Source organism: Nesterenkonia sandarakina, assembly GCF_014138825.1.
GTDB lineage: Bacteria > Actinomycetota > Actinomycetes > Actinomycetales > Micrococcaceae > Nesterenkonia > Nesterenkonia sandarakina.
The window spans coordinates 1,935,923-1,959,127 of the sequence record NZ_JACJIH010000001.1; the positions used below are offsets into that span (position 1 = coordinate 1,935,923).

Annotated in this window: 21 protein-coding genes; 7 read left to right on the plus strand and 14 right to left on the minus strand. The window is 67.8% G+C overall.

Annotated features, from left to right (window positions below; genetic code table 11):
• Positions 1–4: 4 nt before the first annotated feature.
• The 10 genes from HNR24_RS08705 to HNR24_RS08750 form a co-directional block, all read right to left on the minus strand.
• Positions 5–1,294 carry an adenylosuccinate synthase gene (locus HNR24_RS08705; protein WP_182495591.1) on the minus strand — a complete coding sequence of 430 codons (1,290 nt, stop codon included), beginning with the start codon at positions 1,292–1,294 and terminating at the stop codon, positions 5–7.
• Positions 1,295–1,413: 119 nt separating this feature from the next.
• The gene (locus HNR24_RS08710; protein ID WP_058888084.1) at positions 1,414–2,064 is read right to left on the minus strand and encodes a thymidine kinase; all 651 of its coding nucleotides are present in this window, start codon (positions 2,062–2,064) and stop codon (positions 1,414–1,416) included.
• A 36-nt stretch (positions 2,065–2,100) separates the two neighbouring features.
• Positions 2,101–2,523 carry a DUF3151 domain-containing protein gene (locus HNR24_RS08715; protein WP_058888083.1) on the minus strand — a complete coding sequence of 141 codons (423 nt, stop codon included), beginning with the start codon at positions 2,521–2,523 and terminating at the stop codon, positions 2,101–2,103.
• 96 nt (positions 2,524–2,619) lie between these two features.
• Entirely contained in the window at positions 2,620–3,690 is a 1,071-nt protein-coding gene (gene phnE / locus HNR24_RS08720) for a phosphonate ABC transporter, permease protein PhnE (protein WP_182495592.1), read from the minus strand.
• Positions 3,687–4,751, minus strand: a complete 1,065-nt coding sequence (gene phnE / locus HNR24_RS08725) for a phosphonate ABC transporter, permease protein PhnE (protein WP_182495593.1) — start codon at positions 4,749–4,751, stop codon at positions 3,687–3,689. Before phnE (HNR24_RS08725) ends, phnE (HNR24_RS08720) begins: the two co-directional genes overlap by 4 nt.
• A 3-nt stretch (positions 4,752–4,754) precedes the next feature.
• Positions 4,755–5,534: a phosphonate ABC transporter ATP-binding protein gene (gene phnC / locus HNR24_RS08730; protein ID WP_182495594.1), complete on the minus strand. Its 780-nt coding sequence runs from the start codon at positions 5,532–5,534 to the stop codon at positions 4,755–4,757.
• A 114-nt stretch (positions 5,535–5,648) separates the two neighbouring features.
• Complete coding sequence (gene phnD / locus HNR24_RS08735; RefSeq protein ID WP_058888080.1) at positions 5,649–6,680, minus strand: phosphate/phosphite/phosphonate ABC transporter substrate-binding protein; 1,032 nt, start codon at positions 6,678–6,680, stop codon at positions 5,649–5,651.
• Positions 6,681–6,971: 291 nt separating this feature from the next.
• Positions 6,972–7,826 carry an HAD family hydrolase gene (locus HNR24_RS08740; RefSeq protein ID WP_182495595.1) on the minus strand — a complete coding sequence of 285 codons (855 nt, stop codon included), beginning with the start codon at positions 7,824–7,826 and terminating at the stop codon, positions 6,972–6,974.
• Between the two features lie 129 nt (positions 7,827–7,955).
• On the minus strand, positions 7,956–8,372 hold the full coding sequence (locus HNR24_RS08745; RefSeq protein ID WP_058888078.1) for a hypothetical protein: 417 nt from the start codon (positions 8,370–8,372) through the stop codon (positions 7,956–7,958).
• 155 nt (positions 8,373–8,527) lie between these two features.
• A complete protein-coding gene (locus HNR24_RS08750; RefSeq protein WP_058888077.1) occupies positions 8,528–9,148 on the minus strand; it encodes a TetR/AcrR family transcriptional regulator in 621 nt (206 codons plus the stop codon).
• A gap of 71 nt (positions 9,149–9,219) precedes the next feature.
• Between HNR24_RS08750 and HNR24_RS08755 the strand changes: the two genes are divergently transcribed.
• The 3 genes from HNR24_RS08755 (at position 9,220) to HNR24_RS08765 (ending at position 11,641) form a co-directional block, all read left to right on the plus strand.
• Positions 9,220–10,482: an MFS transporter gene (locus HNR24_RS08755; protein WP_083504683.1), complete on the plus strand. Its 1,263-nt coding sequence runs from the start codon at positions 9,220–9,222 to the stop codon at positions 10,480–10,482.
• The gene (locus HNR24_RS08760) at positions 10,458–10,763 is read left to right on the plus strand and encodes a hypothetical protein (protein ID WP_182495596.1); all 306 of its coding nucleotides are present in this window, start codon (positions 10,458–10,460) and stop codon (positions 10,761–10,763) included. The genes HNR24_RS08755 and HNR24_RS08760 overlap by 25 nt, the downstream gene beginning before the upstream one ends.
• A gap of 62 nt (positions 10,764–10,825) precedes the next feature.
• A complete protein-coding gene (locus HNR24_RS08765; RefSeq protein WP_058888192.1) occupies positions 10,826–11,641 on the plus strand; it encodes an SDR family oxidoreductase in 816 nt (271 codons plus the stop codon).
• Between the two features lie 108 nt (positions 11,642–11,749).
• On the opposite strand, the gene fbaA is transcribed toward HNR24_RS08765, so the two are convergent.
• From fbaA to HNR24_RS08780, 3 genes are all read right to left on the minus strand, one after another.
• Entirely contained in the window at positions 11,750–12,772 is a 1,023-nt protein-coding gene (gene fbaA / locus HNR24_RS08770; protein WP_179441520.1) for a class II fructose-bisphosphate aldolase, read from the minus strand.
• 60 nt (positions 12,773–12,832) lie between these two features.
• Positions 12,833–15,088, minus strand: coding sequence for an MMPL family transporter (locus tag HNR24_RS08775; protein WP_310735415.1), 2,256 nt, complete (start codon positions 15,086–15,088; stop codon positions 12,833–12,835).
• 234 nt (positions 15,089–15,322) lie between these two features.
• Positions 15,323–16,027, minus strand: coding sequence for a helix-turn-helix domain-containing protein (locus HNR24_RS08780; RefSeq protein ID WP_182495597.1), 705 nt, complete (start codon positions 16,025–16,027; stop codon positions 15,323–15,325).
• A 258-nt stretch (positions 16,028–16,285) separates the two neighbouring features.
• Here HNR24_RS08780 and cynS point away from each other — a divergent pair, with 258 nt between their 5' ends.
• From cynS to HNR24_RS08800, 4 genes are all read left to right on the plus strand, one after another.
• The gene (cynS, locus tag HNR24_RS08785; RefSeq protein WP_182495598.1) at positions 16,286–16,738 is read left to right on the plus strand and encodes a cyanase; all 453 of its coding nucleotides are present in this window, start codon (positions 16,286–16,288) and stop codon (positions 16,736–16,738) included.
• Complete coding sequence (locus tag HNR24_RS08790) at positions 16,735–17,979, plus strand: CmpA/NrtA family ABC transporter substrate-binding protein (RefSeq protein ID WP_182495599.1); 1,245 nt, start codon at positions 16,735–16,737, stop codon at positions 17,977–17,979. Before cynS ends, HNR24_RS08790 begins: the two co-directional genes overlap by 4 nt.
• Positions 17,976–18,854: an ABC transporter permease gene (locus HNR24_RS08795; protein WP_083504680.1), complete on the plus strand. Its 879-nt coding sequence runs from the start codon at positions 17,976–17,978 to the stop codon at positions 18,852–18,854. Before HNR24_RS08790 ends, HNR24_RS08795 begins: the two co-directional genes overlap by 4 nt.
• Before the next feature lie 61 nt (positions 18,855–18,915).
• Positions 18,916–19,728, plus strand: a complete 813-nt coding sequence (locus tag HNR24_RS08800) for an ABC transporter ATP-binding protein (protein ID WP_182495600.1) — start codon at positions 18,916–18,918, stop codon at positions 19,726–19,728.
• Between the two features lie 18 nt (positions 19,729–19,746).
• Here the strand turns inward: HNR24_RS08800 and HNR24_RS08805 are convergent, their stop codons facing one another.
• Positions 19,747–23,193, minus strand: a complete 3,447-nt coding sequence (locus HNR24_RS08805; RefSeq protein WP_182495601.1) for a pyruvate carboxylase — start codon at positions 23,191–23,193, stop codon at positions 19,747–19,749.
• Between the last annotated feature and the right edge of the window lie 12 nt (positions 23,194–23,205).

A 23,205-nucleotide genomic window follows, 5' to 3' on the forward strand; every position in this document is an offset into this window, starting at 1 on the left:
AGCCTCAGTCCTCGATCAGGTCGTGGATCGCGATCGTCTGGTCGCGCCCCGGTCCTACGCCGACGCCGGAAATGCGGCAGCCGCTGAGCTTCTCGAGTGCGAGCACGTAGTTTCGCGCATTCTCCGGAAGGTCGTCGAGCGTCCGGGCACCGGAGATGTCCTCAGTCCAGCCGGGGTAGTTCTCGAAGACCGGCTTCGCGTGGTGGAACTCGGTCTGGGTCATCGGCATCTCGTCGTGGCGCACGCCGTCGACCTCATAGGCCACGCAGACCGGAATCTCCTCGATCCCGGTGAGCACGTCGAGCTTGGTGAGGAAGAAATCGGTGAAACCGTTGATCCGGGAGGCGTAGCGCGCCATCACGGCGTCGTACCAGCCACAGCGCCGCGGCCGACCAGTGTTGACCCCGAACTCCCCGCCGGTCTTCTGCAGGTACTCCCCCCACTCATCGAAGAGCTCGGTCGGGAACGGGCCGGCACCGACGCGAGTGGTGTAGGCCTTCACGATGCCGATCGAGCGCTTGATCCGGGTCGGACCGATGCCGGAGCCGACGGAGGCGCCGCCCGCCGTCGGGTTCGACGAGGTCACAAACGGGTAGGTGCCGTGGTCGACGTCGAGGTAGGTCGCCTGGCCGCCCTCCATCAGGACCACTTCGTCCCGATCCAGCGCGTCGTTGAGCAAGATGGTGGTGTCCACGACCATGGGCCGCAGACGCTCGGCGAAGTCCAGGAAGTACTCGGCGATCTCATCAACCGCGATGGCTCGGCGGTTGTAGAGCTTCACCAGCAGCTCGTTCTTCTGCCGGAGCGCGCCCTCGATCTTCTGCCGCAGAATCGACTCGTCGAAGATGTCCTGGACCCGAATACCCAGGCGGGCAACCTTGTCCATATAGGTGGGACCGATGCCGCGACCGGTGGTGCCGATGGCGCGTTTGCCCAGGAAGCGCTCGGTGACCTTGTCCATGGTCTGGTGATACGGCGCCACCAGGTGGGCGTTCGCCGAGATCTTCAGCTTGGAGGTGTCCGCGCCGCGCGCTTCGAGGCCGTCGATCTCGTGGAAGAGCGCCTCGAGGTTCACAACGACTCCGTTGCCGATCACCGGAACGGCGTTCGGGGAGAGGATGCCGGCGGGAAGGAGCTTGAGCTCGAACTTCTCACCGCCGACGACGACGGTGTGGCCTGCGTTGTTGCCGCCATTGGGCTTCACCACGTAGTCGACTCGTGAACCGAGCAGGTCCGTGGCTTTGCCCTTACCTTCGTCGCCCCATTGGGCTCCGACGATCACGATGGCCGGCATGGCAGTCCTTTCCCGAGCTGAGCTGGTCTGGGAGCACCCGCAACAGCAAAGGCGTCCCTGTAGATCCTACCAACGTCGAACAACACGGGGATTGGTGCTGACATTCTCCGCCCTGTCATTCAGCCCAGCCGGCCTCCGGAGGCCTGGAGATAGCAGGCGGCGCAGAGGGATTCATACCAGATGTCGGTGCCGTCGATCGCCACCTGATCACCATCGAAGATGATCGCCTCCCCAGCCCGGCGCGTGTTGAACACGGCCTTGCGCCCGCAGCGACAGATGGTCTTGAGCTCCTCCAGCGCGTGGGCGAGGTCCATCAGCCGGGCCGAGCCGGGAAAGGCCACCGTGCGGAAGTCCGTGCGGATGCCATAGGCCAGGACGGGCACGTCGTCGAGCACGGCGATGCGCAGCAGGTCCTCCACCTGAGCCGGAGTCAGGAACTGGGCCTCATCGACCAGCAGGCAGGCCACCGGTTTGATCTGCCGGTTCAGCGCCCCGGACTCGTCTTCCATGTCATCGAGCAGCGTCCCCGGGGTGGTCCCGGCCGCGTGCTGTGCCACCAGTTCGCGCAGCGCAGCCTGCGGCGGGATCAGGAAGTCGACATTGCGGGTCACTCCCAGGCGGGAGACGATCTCATCCTCGCCCTTGGTGTCGACCTGAGGCTTGGTGAGCAACACCCGTTGGCCGCGTTCCTCGTAGTTGAACGCGGCCTGCAGCAGTCCGGTGGACTTGCCCGAATTCATGGCGCCGTAGCGAAAGTAGAGCTTAGCCATCGCGGAAACAACCCTTCAGCGTGGGCACCTCAAGGGTCAGCGCAGGCGGCTGATCGCCTCGGGTGCTGAGGGGTCGCAGTCGCGCAGCAGCGTGGTGATGCGCTCTACCTCGGCGGTCTCGCCGATCGCGGCGGCTGCCTGACCCAGTGCACCCAGGGCACGCAGGAAGCCGCGGTTGGGCTCATGGTTCCACGGCACGGGTCCGGCGCCGCGCCAGCCGGAGCGGCGCAGAGTATCGAGGCCGCGGTGATAGCCGACCCGGGCGTAGGCGTAGCCCTCCACGGTGTAGCCCTGATCCAGCGCATCCTCGGCGAGCAGCGCCCAGACCAGTGAGGACTCCGGGTGCTTCGCCGCGAGATCCACCGGCTCCTCGCCGGTGGCGAGGGATTCGGAGACTTCGGGCTCGGCCGGGAGCAGCGTGGGCTCCGGCTCCATCAAATTTTGACCAACGATGCTCATGGGCACATCCTACTGCCAAGATTCCTCGAGAAATTTCGGGTCTGCGCCCGCTCCTGGGGGCCTCCGTGCCGACTTCTCCAGAGAGTGCCTCGATGATCAGAGACCAGCGGCGGCTCGGGTCGACTTCGGGGCCGGGTCCTCCTCGACCGATGTGCCGGCCTGGGAGCCGGGGCCCGGGCCGGGACCGGTGTCGCCGTCGTCGTCCCCTTGAGGTTCTCCCCCACCGTTGCGGACCGTGGGGCCATGGATCACACGGTGCCGGATGAACGCGGAGATCTGATCCACCACCATGGTCACCAGGATGATCACGACCAGCACGATGCCGATCCGGTCCCAGTCACGGGCACCGAAGACCGTGGAGAGCAGCGAGCCGATGCCACCGGCACCCAGCACTCCGAGGATCGCGGAGGCGCGGATGTTGACCTCGAAGCGGTAGAGCCAGATCGCGATGACCTCCGGCATCACCTGGGGCAGCACCGCCCAGCGGATCAGCTGCAGGTGATTGCTGCCCGAGGCCCGGGAGGACTCCAGCGGACCGCCGTCGACCGCTTCGATGGCCTCGGAGATCAGCTTCGAGAGCGTGCCGATGGAGCTGATGCCCAGCGCCATGGCCCCAGCCAGGGCTCCACCGCCGCCGGAGCCGAAGCCGAAGAGCGGGAGCATGATCGCGATGGCGAAGATGATCTCGGGCACCGCACGGATCACCGAGAGGATGAAACGGACCACGACGTAGACCGGCAGCGGGGACATGTTCCGCGCCGCCATGAAGCCCAGCGGCAGGGAGAACAGCGCGCCGACCATGGTGCCGACCCAGGCGATCGCCACGGATTCGAACATCGCGTCGAAGGACTGGCTCCAGTAGCCGGCCACGGTCTCATCCGGGATCTGGAAGACCCCGGCAGCCATGAGCTGGCCGTATTGGATGATGCTCGCCGGCAGGTCCAACAGCGCGCGGGCGTCCATGCCGGTGCCGTAGATCGCGGCGATGAAGATGATGCCCACCGCCAGCATCCCGGCGTTGTAGCCGAGCCTGGAGGGTCGCACGGGGCGCCGGTCCAGCGCGTCCGGGGCGAAGCGCGGCTGGCCTGCTTCGGAGTTCTGGGCGGGCTGCTGGTGCTCGGGGCGCGAGGCGCTGCCCGGCCCGGCGTTGATCGGTCTCTTATTCACAGCAGCTTCCTCCGGATGTACATGGAGAACATGTCGACCAGCAGCACCACCGCGATGAGCGCGATCAGGATGGCGGCGACGTTCTCGAAGGCGAAGCGGTTCAGCTGCAGCATCATGGCCGAGCCGATGCCGCCCACCCCCACAATGCCCAGCGCTGCCGAGGCGCGGATGTTCAGCTCAAAGACGTAGAGCCCGTAGGACACGAAGCCAGGCAGCACCTGGGGCAGGATCGCGAGCCGGTTGCGCTGAGTCAGGTTCGCACCGGCGGCGTCGGCCGCTTCCACCGGTCCGGGGTTCACCGAGTCGATGGTCTCACTCAGCAGCTTGGCCACGATTCCGGTGTTGAACATCAGCAGCGCCAGGACCCCGGCCATCGGGCCCAGCCCGTGGGCAGTGCCGCCGATGAAGGCCACGAAGAGCAGCGCCCAGCCCACGTCCGGGATGGAGCGCACCACCGAGTTCACCGCCTTGATCGCCTGTGAGACCCCCTTGTTCGGGCTGGAGACCGGGGAGGCGAACATGGCCAGCACCAGTCCGATGGCGCAGCCGATCAGCGTGGCCACCACGGCCATCGAGATGGTGATCAGCCACTGGTCCCGGACCGTCCAGATGTAGCTCCAGTTCGGGTCCAGGAAGGCCCTCAGGCGGGGCTCGACGTTGGACCAGCGGCTGGGAATCTCCAACAGCGTGAAGTTCACCGTGGAACCGGCCCAATAGCTCATGATGATGAAGGCCAACACCCCGAAGGCGCCCATGGTGCCGACCTTGGCCTTGAAGCACAAGGCCAGCGCCAGCAGCATCACTGCCAGCCCGATCACCGGGTACAGCGGCGCCCAGAGCGTCACGAAGCCCAACGGGATCAGCAGGACGTTCCCGGAATCCCGAGTGGCCCAGAAGAAGATGAAGGCGAGGACGGCGAGCCCGACCAGCCCGAGGTAGACCATCCCGCTGGGTTTCGGCGCCTCGGGGCGCGGAGTCACCCCTTGAATCGCGGGTGCGTGACTTTCCGGGGATCGGTGGTCCTCGGTGGGGGTGGAGGGTGCGGCGGAGGTGGTGGCCACGCGTCAGCCCTGGGCCGTCGCGGCGCTGGCCACATCTTCGGCGGTCAGCGAGCGCTGGTAGACCTCTTCGATGACCTCATCCGTGGCTTCCTCCACGGGACCGTCGAAGACCACCTCGCCGGCGCGCATCCCGATGATCCGGTCTGCGTAGCTGCGGGCCAGATCCAGGTGGTGCATGTTGACGATGGTGGTGATGCCCAGCTCCTGCTGGATCCGGCGCAGGTCCCGCATCACCTTGTGCGCAGTGGGCGGGTCCAGGGACGCGACTGGCTCGTCGGCCAGGATCACTTCAGGGTCCTGGGCCAGCACGCGGGCGATGGCCACGCGCTGCTGCTGTCCGCCCGAGAGTGAGGAAGCGCGCGTATACGCCTTGTCCACGATCCCGACGCGTTCCAGGGACTGGAACGCCAGCTCCTTGTCCTCGGCCCGGTACCAGCCCAGCATAGACCGCCAGGTGGGCGTCTCCGCGGAGCGACCGACCAGCACGTTGTTCAGCACGGAGACCCTGGTGACCAGGTTGAAGGACTGGAAGATCATCCCCACCCGGGAGCGCAGCCGGCGCAGCTTGGCCTTGCTGCGCGGGTCCACGACCTCCTCGCCGACTCTCAGCGTGCCCGAGGTGAACGGGACCAGCCCGTTGACCGTGCGGATCAGCGTGGACTTGCCCGCGCCTGAGAGCCCCACGATGGCCACGAACTCGCCCTTGTTGATCTGCAGGTTGACGTTGCTCAGCCCCTTGAAGCCATTGGGGTAGACGACGTCGATGTTCTCGAATGTGATCATGATCTGGTGTCCTAGCCGGGTCCGGGTGCGCAGCTGACGCCTCAAGCGTAAGAGCTGCGCACCCGGACTGCCGACGGAATGCGGACTATTTCCTCTCGGAAGGGGAGTTAGAGGTCACTCGTCGCCGAAGTCGTTGTAGACCTGGCGAGCACCGTCGAGTGCTTCCTGGTCAGCTTCGACCATGCCCTCGATCTCGTAGACCTCGTCGAGTGCGGCCAGGCCGTCCTCGTCCTCGGCCACGGCGAGCCAGGCATCGGTGAGCACCTGCTGCTCCTCCTCAGAGAACTCGGAGGAGACCACGATGCCGTCGTTCGGGATCGGGCCGGCCCAGGCGAAGACCACGACCTCTTCACCCACGTCGGGGTTCTCTGCCACGACGTTCTGGCGAGCGTCGTCGAAGGAGGTGCCGATGGTGGCGTTGTCGTTGTAGACGTTGAGCACGGAGTTGTCGTGGCTGCCCGCGAACTGTTCGTCGATGTCGCCCTCACCGGGGGCGAAGCCGAGCAGGTCGTTGAGCTGGGTGGCCGGGTAGTAGTAGCCCGAGGCCGAGCCCTGGTCCACGTAGGAGACCGTGGTGCCCTCTTCGATCAGCTCGAGGGCTTCCTCGCCGACGGCGCCTGGCTCGGCCTCATCGGTGCCGTTGCAGAAGAGCATGGTGTTGCCGTCCTCGTCGGGGACGTCGACGGGCTCATCCATGCAGTAGGTGTCAGGGTCGTTGGTGAACCACTGGGTCACGTAGACGTCGGAGCCATAGCGGATCGACTGGGTGATCGGCACGGCGTCGGCCTGCTCCTCGGCCTGGATCATGCCCACGGGGCCTGACATGACGACCTGGGCGTCCCCGGTCTGCATCGCGGTGATGGCCCCGAGGTAGTCCTGGGTCTCTTCTGCCCGGACCGGGAAGCCGTCGAGGGCGTCACTGAGCGCCTCGGCCAGCGGCTCGGCACTCTCGACGATGTTGTCGATGTCATTGGAGGGGACGAGGGCGATCACGATCTCGTCCACGCTGCTGATACCAGCGCTCTCGGAGTCACCGGCTTCGGCCTCCTCGTCTCCGCCGGTCCCGCCCTCTTCGGCCACACAGCCGGCCATGGTCAGCGTCAGCACGCTCGCCAGAGCGAACGTGGACAGGGTCTTCTTACGCATAGGGATATTTCCTCTTCATCAAGGTGCAGGGCGACCCCGGTGCTGCGTCCCGCCACACCTCAAGTGCGACGAATTCCGGAGAGTCCCGCGCTCGGCCACCAGCGCCGAAGCGCCATCCTCGCGGCTGACCTCGCGCGATTCCACGATTCACTGTAAGGCGCGCATTCTGCGCCCTCCAACCTGGAACCGGTCAGTTGGACAACCTGTCACGCACTGTTAACACAGCAGCATTCTTGCTGTGACGCAGATTACATGATGAACAGGGTGCGGTGCGCCGAGCAGACGTGCGACTCAGACCGTGGCCGGGCTGTGTGTCCAGGCATCGAGAACCTCCGGAAGGGCCGCGAAGTCCCGCACCCGGTGATCCGGGGCGCCCAGGCCGGTGCCGAACCGGTCGATCAGCACGGTTCTGCCACCGAGATCATGGACATGCTCGAGGTCGTTGGCCCAGATGTCACCCACGGAGAGCACCTGATCCGGGGGGATCAGGTGCGCGGCGGCGGCACCGTTCTCACCGGCGGCCCCACCGGCGTCCCCACCGGCGGCCCGGGCCCGCTCGAGTGCCGCAGGCATGCCGAGGGGCTTGCGGGCATCATTGATGACCAGGTCAAAGGCGTCACTGAGCCCCAGGGCCTGCAGCCAGGGCGCGAACGCGTCCGCCGGGGAGTTCGTCACCAGCACGACGACGGCGCGCCGCCTGGCCTCGGCGAGCAGCTCCTGCGCCCCAGCAGGCGCATGCACATCGGTGTTCTGAAGCCCGTGGGCCAGCAGGTCCTGGCGTGCCGCGCGAAAGGCGCACCCGGAGTCGACGTCGCTCAGCCCGGCTTGGCGCGCGAGCAGCTGGACCAGCTGGTAGCCGTCCTGCAGCGGCCAGGACACCGGGTGTGCCTTGGCGTCGTCATGGGTGGCCTCGCCGCCCACGGTGAGCGGGGCGCCGGCGTCGTCGTAGGCGATCTCTGGAACCAGCAGAGAGTTCTCCGCGAAGGCGCGCGTGATGACCTCGTGGACGCTGCTGCCGGCTGACCCGCCGGTGTGGCCGCGCTCCGCGAGCAGCGCATCGACACGGTCGGCATAGAAGAGGACCGGGGCGTCACCGAGGCAGAGCGTGCCGTCGAAATCGAGCAGGAGCAGCTTCTCGCGGGTCATACACATCGCTTTCTGCTGGGGTCAGCATGCATGAGAGCAGCATGCAGGGATCGGAGGGCGGGACGCCCGGGTGGGACGTGTGGCGCACCCGCACGGGGAGGCAAGGGTCTCCCCGCGCAGGAGCGCGGCCTACTTCTTCTTGCGGGACTTCTTCCCGGAGCTGACCAGCGCCATGGCGATCGCGGCGAGCCAGGCGTCCTTCGCCAGCGGGGTGCCGTCCTGGGTGGGACGGACGCCGTCGGACTCGGTCATGCCCTCGTTGCGGAAGTACATGCTCAGCATGCCCGCGGAGAAGGTGCCCAGCGCCAGGCCTGCGACCCGGTTGCTCACGAAGGGAGCCAGCAGCGCGCCGCCCAGTGCGATCTCACCCCAGGCCAGGGCCTTGCCGAACTGCTCCGGGGAGAGCTGCTTGACCGCAGGCACACCGGTGGCGGCCATACCCTGCATGCCGGCTGCGGATTCGGCGTCGAGCTTGAGCTTGCCGATTCCGGCGTTGAGGATGAAGGCTCCGGGGACGGCGCGCAGGGCGACTGAGGACATGTTCATGAGGTTCTCCAACCATTCGAGGACGTCCGGCCGCCCGAGACGGCAGCCGTTGAAGACGATTTCCCAAGGATCAACCCTACCGATGGAGCGCCCATTCCCACGCAGGGCACCCTCAGCTCGCGGCGGCGGAGCCGGCTGCGGCGGAACCGGTGCCGTCAGCCCACGGCGGCGGAAGCGGGCGGGGTGGAGCCGGAGGATTCGGCCCAGGTGTCGACGATCAGCCCGGCGGCAGCTCGGGCCGAGGCCATGGGTTTCGCCGGAGCCCCACGCAGGAGGCTGGCAAGCACACCGTTGTAGATCAGCAGGATCGAGTCGGCGCCGAGCTCCGGGTCGGGGCAGTCGGCCTCAGCCGCCAGCGTTCTCAGCCGTGAGGTGACCATCGCGGTGTCCTGGCGGATCAGCTCGAAGACCGGGTCCTGCGCATCCGGGGCCGGAGCCGGGCGCTCCGAGGCGGTGGCGAGGAAGCAGCACCATTGCGTCTCCCCCGCTGCGGCGCGGAAGGTCTCGATCCCCGTGAAGATGGCGAGCACGCGTTCGCGCGGTGATCCGGCCGCCCCCACAGCTGCCTCCCAATGGGCGCTCCAGTCCTGCAATCGGCGGGCGAGGATCTCACGCAGCAGGTTGTCCTTGGAGCCGAAGTGCTTATACAGAGTCACGATCGAGACCCCGGCAGCGGCGGCCGCCCGGTCCACACCGGTGGTGGCGATCCCCTCCTGGAAGAACAGCCGCTCTGCCGCGTCGAGGATCCGCGTCCGGGTGAGCTGTGGGTTGGCCATGGAGATAGTATAACGTTCACTTCACTGAAACGTTCGTTATACCCCGCCTGACCATCCTTCGGAGGACCACGATGCTGGACACCACTCGACGCTCTGCCAGCCCCGTGAGGCGGGACATCGCGAGCTCATCTGCACCCGGATCGGGGCTCGGGGTGGCGGTGGCAGGAATGCTCCTGATCGCCGCGACGTACGGGATGGCGCGCTTCGGTGTGGGACTCTTCGCGCCGAGACTGGCCCAGGAGCGTCCGGAACTCATCGAGGTGCTCGGTGCGGCGGCGGCGGCCCAGTTCCTCGCCTACTCGCTCGCGGCGGTGATCGCCGGCCGGCTGGTGGATCGACGGCCGCGGGCCGGACTGGTGCTTGCCGGAAGCACCGCGACCCTGGGGTCCCTGGGGGTGGCGCTGGCGTCGGAGCCGCTGTTCTTCATCACCTCGGTGGTGATCGCAGGCATGGGCGGGGGCTTCGCCTCCCCGGCCTTGGTTCCGGTGATCGACGCCGTGGTCGCCCGAGGAGCACGCGCCACGGCGCAGTCAGTGGTGAACACCGGCACGGGCGTGGGTGTGATCGGCGCTGGGCTGGTGGCGTTCTCCGCACCCTCGGTCGGATCAGCCTGGGTGGTCATGGCCGGACTCTCCGCCGCCGCCGCGGCGGCCGTGATCTTTCCGCTCCACGGACGCACGGACCTGGGTGCGGCTGCACGCCCCGGGGGCGCCTCGCAGCCAGACATGGGCGAGGGCCCGGATCGGCAAGCCTCCACGATGGCCAGGCTCGCCTGGCGGAAGCTGCTGCTCCCGGGCACCGCCGCCGTCGTCGTCGGGGCGGGCTCGGCACTGATCTGGACCTTTGGACCGCTGCTGGCGTCTGATTCCGGGGTGGTGGCCGCGGCTCAGGTGGGCTGGCTCTGGATCGCGCTGGGAGCAGGCGGACTGCTGGGCACCTTCACCGGAGTGCTGGTGACACGTCTGGGTGAGCCTGCCGGCTTCGGCGTCACCGCCGGCGTGCTCGCGGTTGCCAGCGGGGTCCTGGCCTGGGCGCTGCTGGGGGACTCCGGCGCGGCTGCCTACGCCAGCATGGCGATCTTCGGCGCGGGGTACATGGCGCTCTCCGGGGTGCTGATCCTCTGGGCGCGGCGCGTGTGGCCCGGTCATGCCGGGGCTGGCACCTCGGTGCTGTTCATCGCCCTCGCCACAGGACAGGCGGTCGGCTCGGCCGGGTTCGGGCTGGTTCAGGGAAGCTGGAATCCGGCGGTGCTGGCCGCGGTGGCCGCGAGCCTCTGCCTGGTCGGCGGGGGCCTCGCTACGATCAGGGAATGGAAGCCTCGCGCAAAGCACTGATCGGGTGGGTGGCCGCGGCGGGACTCGCGCTCACCGGCGTCATCGTCTTGATCGTCGCCATGAACCGCCCCCGCTCCTTCGGCTGGTTCGCCTACGCACCGCTCTCGGAGACCAGCTACATGCCCGGAGCCTCGGGATCCACGCTGGCCCTCACCGCGCTGGGCATCGTGCTCCTGATCCTCGGACTTGTAGGCACAGGTTTTCTGGCAGGACTTCAGGTGGGCCGCAGGGGCCGCACGGCCTCCCCTGGGCCCGGCCGCGGCCAGGCTGGGGCGCAGTAATCCCGGAGCACCCGGTTGATCGACCGGGCCGGTTGAAACGTGTGATGTGGTGCAATGACTCCATGGAACCCTCCCCCACCACCGACCTCTCCCGTGACCCGCTCCCCCTGCGCGGGAAGAACGTGCTGGTCACCGGGGTGAGCCGGCAGGCCGGGATCGGTTACGCCACGGCGTGCCGGATGGCCGCCTATGGGGCCAGCGTCTTCTGCCACCACTTCGCACCGCACGACCGTGAACAGCCCTGGGGTGCCGATGACCTCACCCAGGTGCTCGAGGGCGTCCGCAGCCACCTGGTCGGTGACGCCCGGGTCGCCGATGTCCATGCTGACCTGGCCGACCCTGAAGGCCCGGATCTGGTGATGCAGGCCGCGGTCTCCGCGTTCGGCTCGATCGATGCGCTGGTCTGCAATCAGGGGCTCAGCGGCCAGGACGGGGCGCTCGGCGAGCTCACCGCGGCGCAGCTGGATCAGCACTGGGCGGTGAACTCTCGAGCCTCGATCCTGCTCGCCCAGGCCTATATGCGGCAGCACCCCGAGGGCACCACCGGTTCGATCATCTTCCTGACCTCCGGGCAGGGTCTGGGGCCCATGGTCGGCGAGGTGGCCTACGCCGCGGCCAAAGCCGCTCTCGCCGGAATCACCGCCACGCTCTCCGAGCAGCTGATCCGCCGCGGCATCCGGGTCAACACCGTGAACCCGGGCCCGGTGGACACCGGATACCTGAGCCCTGAACTCTGGAAGGACCTGGGCCCGATGTTCCCGCTGGGCCGCTTCGGGGAGCCCGATGACCCGGCGCGGCTGATCGCCTGGCTGAGCACCGAGGAAGCCTCCTGGATCACCGGCCAGATCATCAACACCGAGGGCGGATTCCGCCGCTGAGCCTCGGACTGAGCCAACACCAGCAACGACGACGGCGGCCGCCTTCCACGGAGAAGGAACGGCCGCCGTCGTCGTCGGTGCTCGGCGCGGGACGCCGGGCGTTGAGGCTTACTTGATGGACTTGCCTGCGGAGCCGAGGCGCTGGGAGGCCTCCACGATGCGGGCGGCCATGGACTCTTCTGCCTTGGCGCCCCAGACGCGCGGGTCGTAGGTCTTCTTGTTCCCGACCTCGCCGTCGATCTTCAACACGCCGTCGTAGTTGGCGAACATGTGACCGGCCACCGGACGGGTGAAGGCGTACTGGGTGTCGGTGTCGATGTTCATCTTGATCACGCCGTAGGAGACCGCGTCGGAGATCTCCTGCTCGGAGGAGCCGGAACCGCCGTGGAAGACCAGGTCGAAGGGTGCGTCCTTGCCGTACTTCGCGGCGGCCTGGTCCTGGATGTCCTTGAGGATCTCCGGGCGCAGCTTCACGCCACCGGGCTTGTAGACGCCGTGGACGTTGCCGAATGTCAGCGCGGTCATGTAGCGACCGTGCTCGCCCAGGCCCAGCGCCTCGATGGTCGCGGTGGCGTCTTCGATGGTGGTGTAGAGCTTCTCGTTGATCTCGTTCTCCACACCGTCCTCCTCACCGCCCACGGTGCCGATCTCGACCTCGAGGATCTGCTTGGCCGCGGCGCTGCGGGGCAGCAGCTCGGCGGCGATGCGCAGGTTCTCCTCCAGGGTCTCGGCCGAGCCGTCCCACATGTGGGAGTTGAAGATCGGGTCGCGACCGGCCTTGACCTCGGCCTCGGAAGCCTCGAGCAGCGGCAGCACGAACCCGTCGAGCTTGTCCTTGGGGCAGTGGTCGGTGTGCAGCGCGATGTTCACGCCGTAGCTCTTGGCGACTTCCTTGGCGAAGGCCGCGAAGCCCAGCGAGCCGACGACCATGTCCTTGATGCTCGCGCCGGACCAGTACGCGGCACCTCCGGTGGAGACCTGGATGATGCCGTCAGACTCAGCCTCGGCGAAGCCACGGATGGCCGCGTTCAGGGTCTGCGAGCTGGTGACGTTGACCGCGGGGTAGGCGTATCCGCCAGCCTTCGCGGAATCGATCATCTGGTTGTACTTGTCCGGGGTTGCGATAGCCACGTGTGAGCTCCTTAGGAGTTAAGTCAGATACGGCAGCGTCATTGGTGCACCGCGGTCATCCTATCGGGATAGCACCGTCGGGGCCGAGGAATCTTCCACCGAATCTGCAGATTCTCCGGGAACGCGCTGCGCCACAGCATCCGTGTCCCCATGCCCGTCCTTGCCGATCTTCGAAGGCCACCAGAAGCGGTGACCCAGGTCCACCCCGAGCGCCGGAACCTGCAGGGTGCGCACGATGAAGGTATCGATCAGCACACCCAGGGCCACCAGGAACGCCAGCTGCACCATGAACATCAGCGGCAGCACGCCGAGCGCGGCGAAGGTCGCGGCCAGCACGATCCCGGCGCTGGTGATCACCCCGCCGGTGATGACCAGCGAGTAGAGCAGCCCCTCCTTGGGTCCACGTCGGGCGGTCTCCTCACGCGCCCGGGTGGCCAGGAAGATGTTGTAGTCCACCCCCAGCGCGGTGAGGAACACGAACCCGAACAGCGGCACCGTCGGGTCGGCGCCGGGGAACCCGAAGATGTAGTTGAACACCAGCGCCGAGATGCCCAGCGCGGCGGTGAAGGAGAGCACCGTGGTGAGAAGCAGGATCAGCGGGGCCGTGACCGAGCGCAGCAGCACGATCAAGAACGCCAGGATCACCAGCAGCACGATCGGGATGATCGTGACCAGGTCTCGCTGCGCGGTCTCATTGGTGTCCAGCTGGGTCGCGGTGGTCCCGCCGACCAGGGCTTCCCCGTCCAGCGCGTTGAGCTCTTCGCGCAGCTCACCGATGGTGCGTTCCGCCTCCAGCGAGTCCCCGGAGTCGGTGAGGGTGACCGAGAGCTGGTTGTACCCGTCGACCTCGTTGGCGTCTGCAGGGCCCTGGGCCGGCGCGCCGTTCTCGGCCACCGGGTAGACCTCTCCGACGCCGTCGCTGGCCACGACGATCTCCAGAGCCTCGCCGAGTTCATCAGCAGGGACGAAGACGTTGGCGGGGGCTCCGGTGCCGGCGTCGAAATGCTCCTCGAGCATGACCTGGCCGTCCTTGGCGTCGGTCTGACCCAGCACCTGTTCAGACTGCGGGACGCCCTCGGCCCTGAGGTCGAGCACGCCCACCGAGGAGATCAGCAGCAGCCCGGTGACCACGAGCCAGATCAGGCGCGGACGCGCGCGCACCTTCTCGGCGACCACGGCCCAGAGCGTCCGGCGCCGGGAGGTGTGCCGGGTGCGGCGGGTCTGAAGGTCGGGGTTCGCGGCGCGAGCCTCCTCGACGGCGGGCTTGGGCGCGTGGGGGACCTTGGGCCAGAAGACCGGGCGGCCGAAGAGCGCGAGCATCGCGGGCAGGAAGGTCAGCGTGGCGAGCATCGCGAAGACGATGCCGGCGCTGGCCACGGGGCCCAAGGCGCGGTTGGAGTTCAGATCGGAGAAGAGCAGACACAGCAGCGCCGCGGCCACGGTGCCCCCGGAGGCGAGGATCGCCGGGGTGGATCGCCGCCAGGCTTCCCACAGTGCTTCGAAGCGGTTCTCCCGGGCCAGCAGCTCTTCCCGATACCGGGCGACCAGCAGCAGCGAGTAGTCGGTGGCGGCGCCGATGACCAGGATCGAGAGGATCCCCTGGGCCTGCCCGTTGAGCGTGATCCATTCCATCTTGGCCATCTGGAAGATCACGGTGATCGCGCTGGAGAGCGCGGCGATGGAGGAGAGCAGCACCAGGAAGGGCAGCAGCACCGAGCGGTAGACGACCACCAGAATCACGAAGACCGTGATCACCGCGACCAGCAGCAGCAGACCATCGATCCCGGCGAAGGCATTGGCGAAGTCATCCGAGAGTGCGGCGGGCCCGGTGACGTGGGTTCTCCACTCCGCCTCGGGCAGCTCAGCGTCCACAAGATCGCGCAGCTCCGCGACCGCGCCGTCCTCGACGGCGGCCTCCTCCATGAGCACCAGGACCTGAAAGGCTTCGCCGTCCTCGGAGACCTGCGACGGCAGTGACCGGTCCACACCCTGAAGCGTGTTGATCTCCTCGACCAGCGCCTCCACGGCGGCGAGCGCCTGCTCGTCGACCTCCCCACCGGCGGGCTCACCGATCAGGGTGGCCGGGACAGACTCGTCGTCGGAGAAGCCCTGGCTCAGTTCCAGCGCCCGGGTGGACTCGGCGTCGGCGGGCAGGAACGTGGTCTGGTCATTGGTGGTGACCTCGCTGACCTTGCCGAAGGTCTGACCACCCACGGCGGTCACCCCGAGCCAGACCAGCACCAGGATGACGGGGATCAGGATCCGGATCCAGCGCGGTTGGGCGGGGCTGCGGCGCCCCGAGGTCTTCGTGGTCACGTGATTCTCGCTTTTCCTCGCGCCGGACCCTCGCGAGACATCGCGCGTCATTGCGCGAGCGGCCTCAGGTGCGGACATCTCTCAAAGCCTCCGCCTCCTCGGGTGCAAGACGGCGAGGCGACGGGGACTTCTTACCGCACAACTGTACTGCCCGCCGGAGCCATCAAGTCGGCGGTCAGTCAGGGTCCCGGCACCGCGACGCCGCGACCCGTGCTCAGCCAGCCGGGGCCTGGCTCAGTCTGCCTCTGGACGCCCGACCAGGCCCCTCGCGACCACCGGTGAGTCTCCGTAGCTGCGTCTATAGGCCCGGCTGAAGGTTCCGACGTCGTTGAATCCGCTGGAGAACGCCGACTCGGCCACGCTCATCCCAGCTCGGAGCAGCTCATGGCCTCGGCTGAGACGGGCACGACGGATCTCTTGGGCGGGGGAGGTGTCGTGCTGCGCGAACACGGCCTGGAGGGTACGCAGCGAGACGCCGGCCAGCGCGGCCACCCGGGCAGGGGTGAGTGTGGGCTCTTGGCAGTGGGATTCGATATAGGCCTTGACCTCGCTGAAACCAGCTCCTGCCCCGGGATCCAGCCGGGCCGCAGACGGGCCCGAGGGTTGGCGCGGGGTAAAGGTGAGCAGCTTGTGGTCCGAGCCCTGGAGCCGACGCAGCTTCCATCGCACGCGCAGCGTCCGGCCACGACGATCGATGAACTCCTCCGCGTGGCTGTGCCCCACACTTGCGGCAGCGGTGACGATCGGGCAGGTCTCCTTGGGGTAGGGAGAACCATCTGCGTGCCGGGGATGCAGCGCTTCGTGGCTGCACCTGCCCACCAGCGCGGCGCCCTGGGTGTAGCCGAGGACAGTTGCTGCGGCCTCATTGACCAGGGCGACAGAGCCGTCGGGCTCGATCAGCCAGAGCGGGGTGGGGGCTGCGTCTATGAGGGAGCGCAAGACTCCCTCGCCGTCGAAGGTCATTCGGGAAGCGCCTCTTTCCGACACCATTGCTGACGTTGTTCCACAATCCTAGGTCCGGGCTGTTTCTCCGGGGATGCCCGAATATTTCGGTCGCGTAAAACTCCGGCCGCCTGCGCGAATTGTCGGATTCTCCGCGCAGATTGCCTTGGTGGCGCCAGTGAGACCGCCCTAGGTTCGACAAAACCCGCCGCGGCCGCACCGGCCCGGCGCCACCGACCCAGGGAGGCCCTCGTCATGGAACCGTTCATCAGCAAGAGAGACGCCGCTGAGCACATTCGGATCGCGCGTCACCGGGCCGGGATCAGCTGGGCGCAGATCGCCGAGCAGCTGGGCGTGGCCAAGGAATGGAGCACCGCCGCTCTGCTGGGCAGCCATGCGCTGAGTGCGCAGCAGTCCAACATCGTCAAGGAGCTTCTCGACCTCGATGACGCCGTCGCTGAAGCACTGCAGATGCAGCCCTACCGCGGTCCGCTCAGCGAAGACGTCCTCACCGATCCGACCATCTACCGGTTCCAGGAGGCTGTGATGGTCTACGGCCCGACCATCAAGGAGCTCATCCATGAGGAGTTCGGCGACGGGATCATGAGCGCCATCAACTTCCAGCTCAACGTCGCGCGCCGCACCGACCCCGAGGGAGACCGCGTCGTCGTGACCTTCGACGGCAAGTTCCTCGACTATAAGTGGTGACCGTGGGACACCGTCACCTCTCTCGACGCAACCTGCTCAGCCTCGGCGGCGGGGCGCTGGGCGCGAGCCTGCTCGCCGGGTGCACCCCCACCGGCGGCACCCCGAACACGAACCCGCTGGGGGTCGATTTCAGCGCGGCGCTGGGACCCGCCGGTGAGCTTGAGGTCCGCGACGTCACGCTGGGCTTCGTGCCGATCACCTGCTCCTCCCCGATCATCAACGCCGCCGCGATGGGGATCTTCGAGCAGTACGGGCTCAATGTGACGCTGCAGCGCTACACCGGATGGGGCGAGCTGTGGATCGCCTATGTCGCCGGCGAGCTCGACGCCACCCAGATGCTCAGCCCGATGCCGCTGGGCATCCATCACAACTTCGCCGCCGGTCAGCGTGACTCCCGGATGCCCTACATCACCAATATCAACGGGCAGGCGATCACGCTGGGCACGCAGCACATGGACCGGGTGCGCGGTGCGGAGGACTTCCGCGGGCTGACCATTGCGGTGCCCTTCGACTACTCGGGACACAACCTGCTGCTGCGGGACTACCTCGCCCTGGGCGGTCTGGACCCGGACTACGACGTCGGCATCCAGGTGATGCGCCCCTCGGACATGGTCGCCTCGCTCAACGTCGGTGACATCGATGGGTTCCTGGCACCGGATCCGTTCAACCAGCGCGCCGTCGCCCTCGGAGCCGGCTACCTGCACATGCTCTCGAAGGAGCTCTGGGACGGGCACCCCTGCTGCAGCTTCACCGTGGCCGAGGAGTTCGCCTCCGCATATCCGAACACCTACACCACGCTGCTGCGGGCCATCGGGGACTCCGCCATGTGGACCGACAACGCAGAGAATCGCGCCACCGCGGCGGAGACCATGGCAGGCCGCGCGTTCCTCAGCCAGGACCCCGCGGTCATCGCCGCGGTGCTCACCGGCGAGTTCCAGGATGGCACCGGGGCCACCCGGTCCGTGGAAGACCGCATCGGCTTCCGCCCCTACCCTCATGAGTCCTACGCGATCTGGGCGCTGACCCAGCTCCAGCGCTGGGACCTCGCCCCCACGGCCGGCTACGACTCGGCCGCGGACTACCAGTCCGCGGTCCGCCAGGTCCTGGACCCCGACGCCGCGACCCCGATCCTTGAGGCGCTCGGCGCCGACACCACCCCTCGGGAGACCGAGACCATCATCGGACGCACGTTCGACCCGGCGGACCCCTTGCCTTGGACCGAGAAACAGGTGAACCTATGAGCACCCAGACCACTCAGCCCGCTGAGACCACCGACGCCGCCCAGCAGCCCCGCGCCCACAGCGCCCCGGAGGCGCTGCAGCAGCGGGCGAAGGCCCAGCGCACCCGGGACCGGATCCAGACCACCGGACTCTTCGTGATCTTCTTCCTCGGGTTCATCGGCCTCTGGCACCTGGCCACCGTGGGGCTCGACGACGGCGGCCTCGCCCCCACCCCGGGGGCCACCTGGGAGCGGCTGCTGGAGATGCTCGGCACGGCCTTCCTGCTGGACGGGCCCAATAACGTGGGGATCTTCTACCACCTGCTCGCCTCCATCCAGCGGGTGCTCCTGGGCTTCGGCCTGGCCGCGCTCATCGCCGTCCCGCTGGGCCTGCTGCTGGGAACCTCCCGGGTGATCCACGACGGCATGGACCCGTTCATCCAGATCCTGCGCCCGGTCTCACCCCTGGCCTGGCTGCCGCTGGGCCTGGCGCTGCTGCGCGATTCGCAGATGACCGCGATCTTCGTGATCTTCATGGCGGCGCTGTGGCCGATCCTGGTCTCCACCATCGACGGGGTGCGTCGGGTCAACCCGCTGTTCCTGGATCTGGCGAGATCCCTGGAGACCGACACCAAGACCCGGGTGTTCAAGGTGCTGCTCCCGGCCACGCTGCCGGCCATCGTGACGGGTCTGCGCACCGCGCTCTCCACGGCCTGGCTGGTGATCGTGGCGGCCGAGATGATCGTCGGCGGCCGCGGGATGGGTCACTTCGTCTGGAACGAATGGAATGCGCTGAACACCCCCAGCATCGTGGTGGCCATCGTGATCATCGGCGGCGTCGGCTTCCTGCTCGACCGCTCGATCGCCCAGCTGCAGCGCCTGGTCCCGAAATCCTGAGCGCCCGAGCTCGCAACACCCGCCCCTGAGACCCACGCCTGAGAAACCAGGAGACACAGACATGAGCGCCGAAACTCTGACCGCAGAGCGCACCAGCACCGAACCGGTGGTGAAGCTTCAGGGCATCACCAAGGGATTCCCTGATCGCAAGAAGGGCTTCCAGCGGATCGTGGGCACCACGGACGTGGACATCGACGAAGGCGAGTTCATCACCATCATCGGACCCTCGGGCTGCGGGAAGTCCACCATCCTCAAGATGATCGCTGGTCTGGAATCCGTCGATGAAGGCAGCATCTCACTGGCCGGAGAGCCGATCACCGCACCCAGCCGGGAGCTGGGCATCGTCTTCCAGCAGCACGTGCTGCTGCCGTGGATGTCCGCGCGGCAGAACGTGATCTTCGCGCTGGAGACCGATCCTCGGCAGAAGCGAAGCAAGCAGGAACTGGAGTCGCTGGCCGATGAGTACCTGGAGCTGGTGAACCTCTCCCACGCAGCAGACCGGCGGCCCACCCAGCTCTCCGGCGGCATGCAGCAGCGCGTCGGGATCGCCCGAGCCTTTGCTCTGGAGCCCAAGGTCATGCTCCTCGACGAGCCGCTCGGCGCGCTGGATGCGCTGACCCGGCATGAGCTTCAGCTGCAGCTGCTGGAACTGTGCGAACAGCACAAGCGCACCTTCATCATGGTCACCCACGACGTGGACGAGGCACTGCTGCTCTCCGACCGGATCCTGGTGATGGGCGCCGGACCCGAGGCTCGGATCGTGCACGACATCACCGTCCCGTTCTCCCGTCCCCGTGATGTGGAGAACCTGGAACAGGATCCGAAGCACCACGAGCTGCGCAGCTTCTTGCTGAGCTCACTCACCGGACATTGAACGCGACGGCAGAGTCGGCTATTCGACGACGACGAGCAGATCTCCGCCGTCGACCTGCTGCACGCCGCTGATCACCGCCCGGGTGACGGTGCCCGCAACATGGCTGGTGATCCCGGCTTCCATCTTCATGGCCTCGATGGTGGCCACATTCTGACCCGCTTCCACGGTGTCGCCCTCTTCCACGGTGAGCGAGACCGCTCCGGCAAAGGGCGCGGCCACGTGGCCGGACTTGGAGGCATCGGCCTTCTCCGCGATGGCCACGGAGGCCTCCACCGCGTCGTCCCGGGCGCCCACCTGGCGGGCTTGGCCGTTGAGCGTGCACATCACGGTCCGGATCCCCTTGGGGTCCGGGTCCGAGACGGTCTGCAGGGTGACCAGCAGCCGCACCCCCTTGCCCAGTGAGATGACGTGCTCGTAGCCGGTGCGCAGCCCGTAGAGGAAGTCCCGGGTGTGCAGCACCTGGACGTCGCCGTACTTCTCCCGGGCGGCCTCGAAATCCTTGGTCGGTCCCGGGAAGAGCAGCCGGTTCAGCGTGCGGCGCCGCTCGGCGGGGTCTTCAGAGCGCAGCGCCTGGGAGTCTTCTTCGCTGAGCTTCTGGTCCAGAGGCTTGACCGTGCGGCCTTGAAGTGCCTTGGAGCGGAACGGCTCGGGCCAGCCGCCTGGCGGGTCCCCGAGCTGACCGGCCAGGAACTGGATCACCGAGTCCGGCAGGTCGAAGCTCTGCGGGTTGGCCTCGAACTGGTGCGGATCCACATCCATCCCGACCAGCTGCAGCGCCAGGTCCCCGACCACCTTCGACGACGGGGTGACCTTCACCAGCCGGCCCAGCATGGTGTCGGCCGCGTGGTACATATCCTCGATCGATTCGAACCGCTCCCCCAGGCCCAGCGCGATGGCCTGCTGGCGCAGGTTCGAGAGCTGGCCGCCCGGGATCTCGTGCCGGTAGACCCGGCCGGTGGGGCTGGGCAGACCGGACTCGAAGGGGGTGTAGATCGAGCGCACCGCCTCCCAGTAGGGCTCCATGGAGGCCACGGCTTCCAGGCCTAGTCCGGTGTCGCGCTCGGTGTGCTCCAGCGCTGCGACCAGGGCCGAGGCCGGCGGCTGCGAGGTGGTCGCGGCCATGGAGGCCACGGCGACGTCGACGGCGTCGACCCCTGCCTCGGACGCCGCCAGCAGGGTTCCCAGCTGGCCGCCGGCGGTGTCGTGGGTGTGCAGGTGCACCGGCACCTCGAAGCGTTCCCGCAGGGCGGTGACCAGGGTCTTCGCCGCGGCTGGTCGCAGGAGTCCGGCCATGTCCTTGATCGCGAGGATATGCGCGCCGGCGTCGACCATCTGCTGCGCCAGGTCGAGGTAGTAGTCCAGGGTGTAGAGGTCCTCGGCCGGGTCGGTGAGGTTGCCGGTGTAGCAGATTGCGGCCTCGGCCACGGCGGTGCCGGTCTTGCGGACCGCCTCGATGGCCGGGACGATCTGGTTCACATCATTGAGTGCGTCGAAGATCCGGAAGATGTCCACCCCGGTGGCGGCGGCCTCGGCCACGAACGCGTCGGTGACCTCCAGCGGGTAGGGGGTGTAGCCCACCGTGTTGCGCCCGCGCAGCAGCATCTGGATCGGGATGTTCGGCAGCTCCGCGCGCAGCAGGCGCAGCCGGTCCCAGGGGTCCTCGGAGAGGAACCGCAGCGCGACGTCGTAGGTGGCCCCACCCCAGGCCTCCACCGAGAACAGTCCCGGGGTCACATGGGCGACGGCGGGCGCGGCGGCCAACAGGTCGCGGGTGCGCACCCGGGTGGCCAGCAGCGACTGGTGGGCGTCGCGGAAGGTGGTGTCGGTGACCGCCAGGGCGGTCTGCTCGCGGAGCTTCTTCGCGAAGCCCTCGGGGCCCTCAGCGAGGAGCACCTGTCGCCAGCCCTCGGGCTTGGGGTGATCCGAAGGGCCGTCGAAGGGGCTGCGGTCGGGCTCGTCGCGCTTGTCTCCGGGGAAGTGCGGGAGCTTGTCCCGCGGGTCGATGCCCTCCACCCGGGGGCCGTGCGGCTGGTTCACCGTGATGTCGGCCAGGTACTGCAGCGCCTTGGAGCCGCGGTCCTGGGAGCGGTTGATCTTGGCCAGCTCGGGGTGCGCGTCGATGAAGTCGGTGGCCACGTCCCCGGCGAGGAACTCTTTGGAGTCCAGCACGTTGAGCAGGAACCCGATGTTGGTGGCGACTCCGCGGATCCGGAATTCGGAGAGCGCCCGGCGGGCCCGGGCAATGGCGGTCTGGTGGTTGCGGCCGCGGGCGGTGAGCTTGACCAGCATCGAGTCGAAGTGCGGGCTGATCTCAGCCCCGGCGTAGACGGTGCCGCCGTCGAGCCGGATGCCGGAGCCGCCTGCGGAGCGGTAGACCGTGACGGTGCCGATGTCGGGGCGGAACTCGTTGGCCGGGTCCTCGGTGGTGATCCGGCACTGCATGGCGGAGCCGCGCACGCGCAGGTCCTGCTGCCGGATGTCGAGGTCTTCCAGGGTCTCACCGGCGGCGATGCGCATCTGCGCGGAGACCAGGTCGATGTCGGTGATCTCCTCGGTGACCGTGTGCTCCACCTGGATGCGCGGGTTCATCTCGATGAACACGTGCTGGCCCGCGCGCTCCCCGACGGTGTCCACAAGGAACTCCACGGTGCCGGCATTGCGGTAGTTCATGGCCTTGGCGAAGGCGACGGCGTCGCGGTGCAGCGCCTGGCGGATGTCCTCGTCCAGGTGCGGGGCCGGGGCGATCTCCACGACCTTCTGGTAGCGGCGCTGCAGCGAGCAGTCGCGCTCGAAGAGGTGGACCACGTTGCCCTCGCCGTCGGCGAGGATCTGGACCTCGATGTGCCGGGGGCGCAGCACGGCCTGTTCCAGGAACACGGTGGGGTTGCCGAAGGCGGTCTCGGCCTCGTGCATGGCTGAGCGCAGGGACTCGGCGAGGTCTTCACGCTTGTCCACCCGGCGCATCCCGCGACCGCCGCCGCCGGCGACGGCCTTGACGAAGATCGGGAAGCCGATCTCCTCGGCGGCGCGGGTGAGCTCCTCGGTGTCCTTCGACGGCTCGGAGCTCTGCAGGACGGGGACGCCGGCTTCTCTGGCGGCGCGCAGGGCCTTGACCTTGTCACCGGTGGATTCCAGGACGTCGGCGGGCGGGCCGATGAAGGTGATCCCGGCGGCCTCCGCGGCGCGGGCCAGGTCGGGGTTCTCGGAGAGGAATCCGTAGCCGGGGTAGATGGCATCGGCGCCGGAGTCCTTGGCGACCCGGAGGATCTCCTCGATGTCGAGGTAGGCGCGGACCGCATGACCCTCTTCACCGATCCGGTACGCCTCGTCGGCCTTCTGACGGTGGAAGGAGTTGCGGTCCTCGTGCGGATACACGGCGACGGTGCGCGCCCCGAGTTCGACGCCGGCGCGGAAGGCGCGGATCGCGATCTCCCCGCGATTGGCGACCAGGATCTTCGAGAACATAGGTGCAATCTC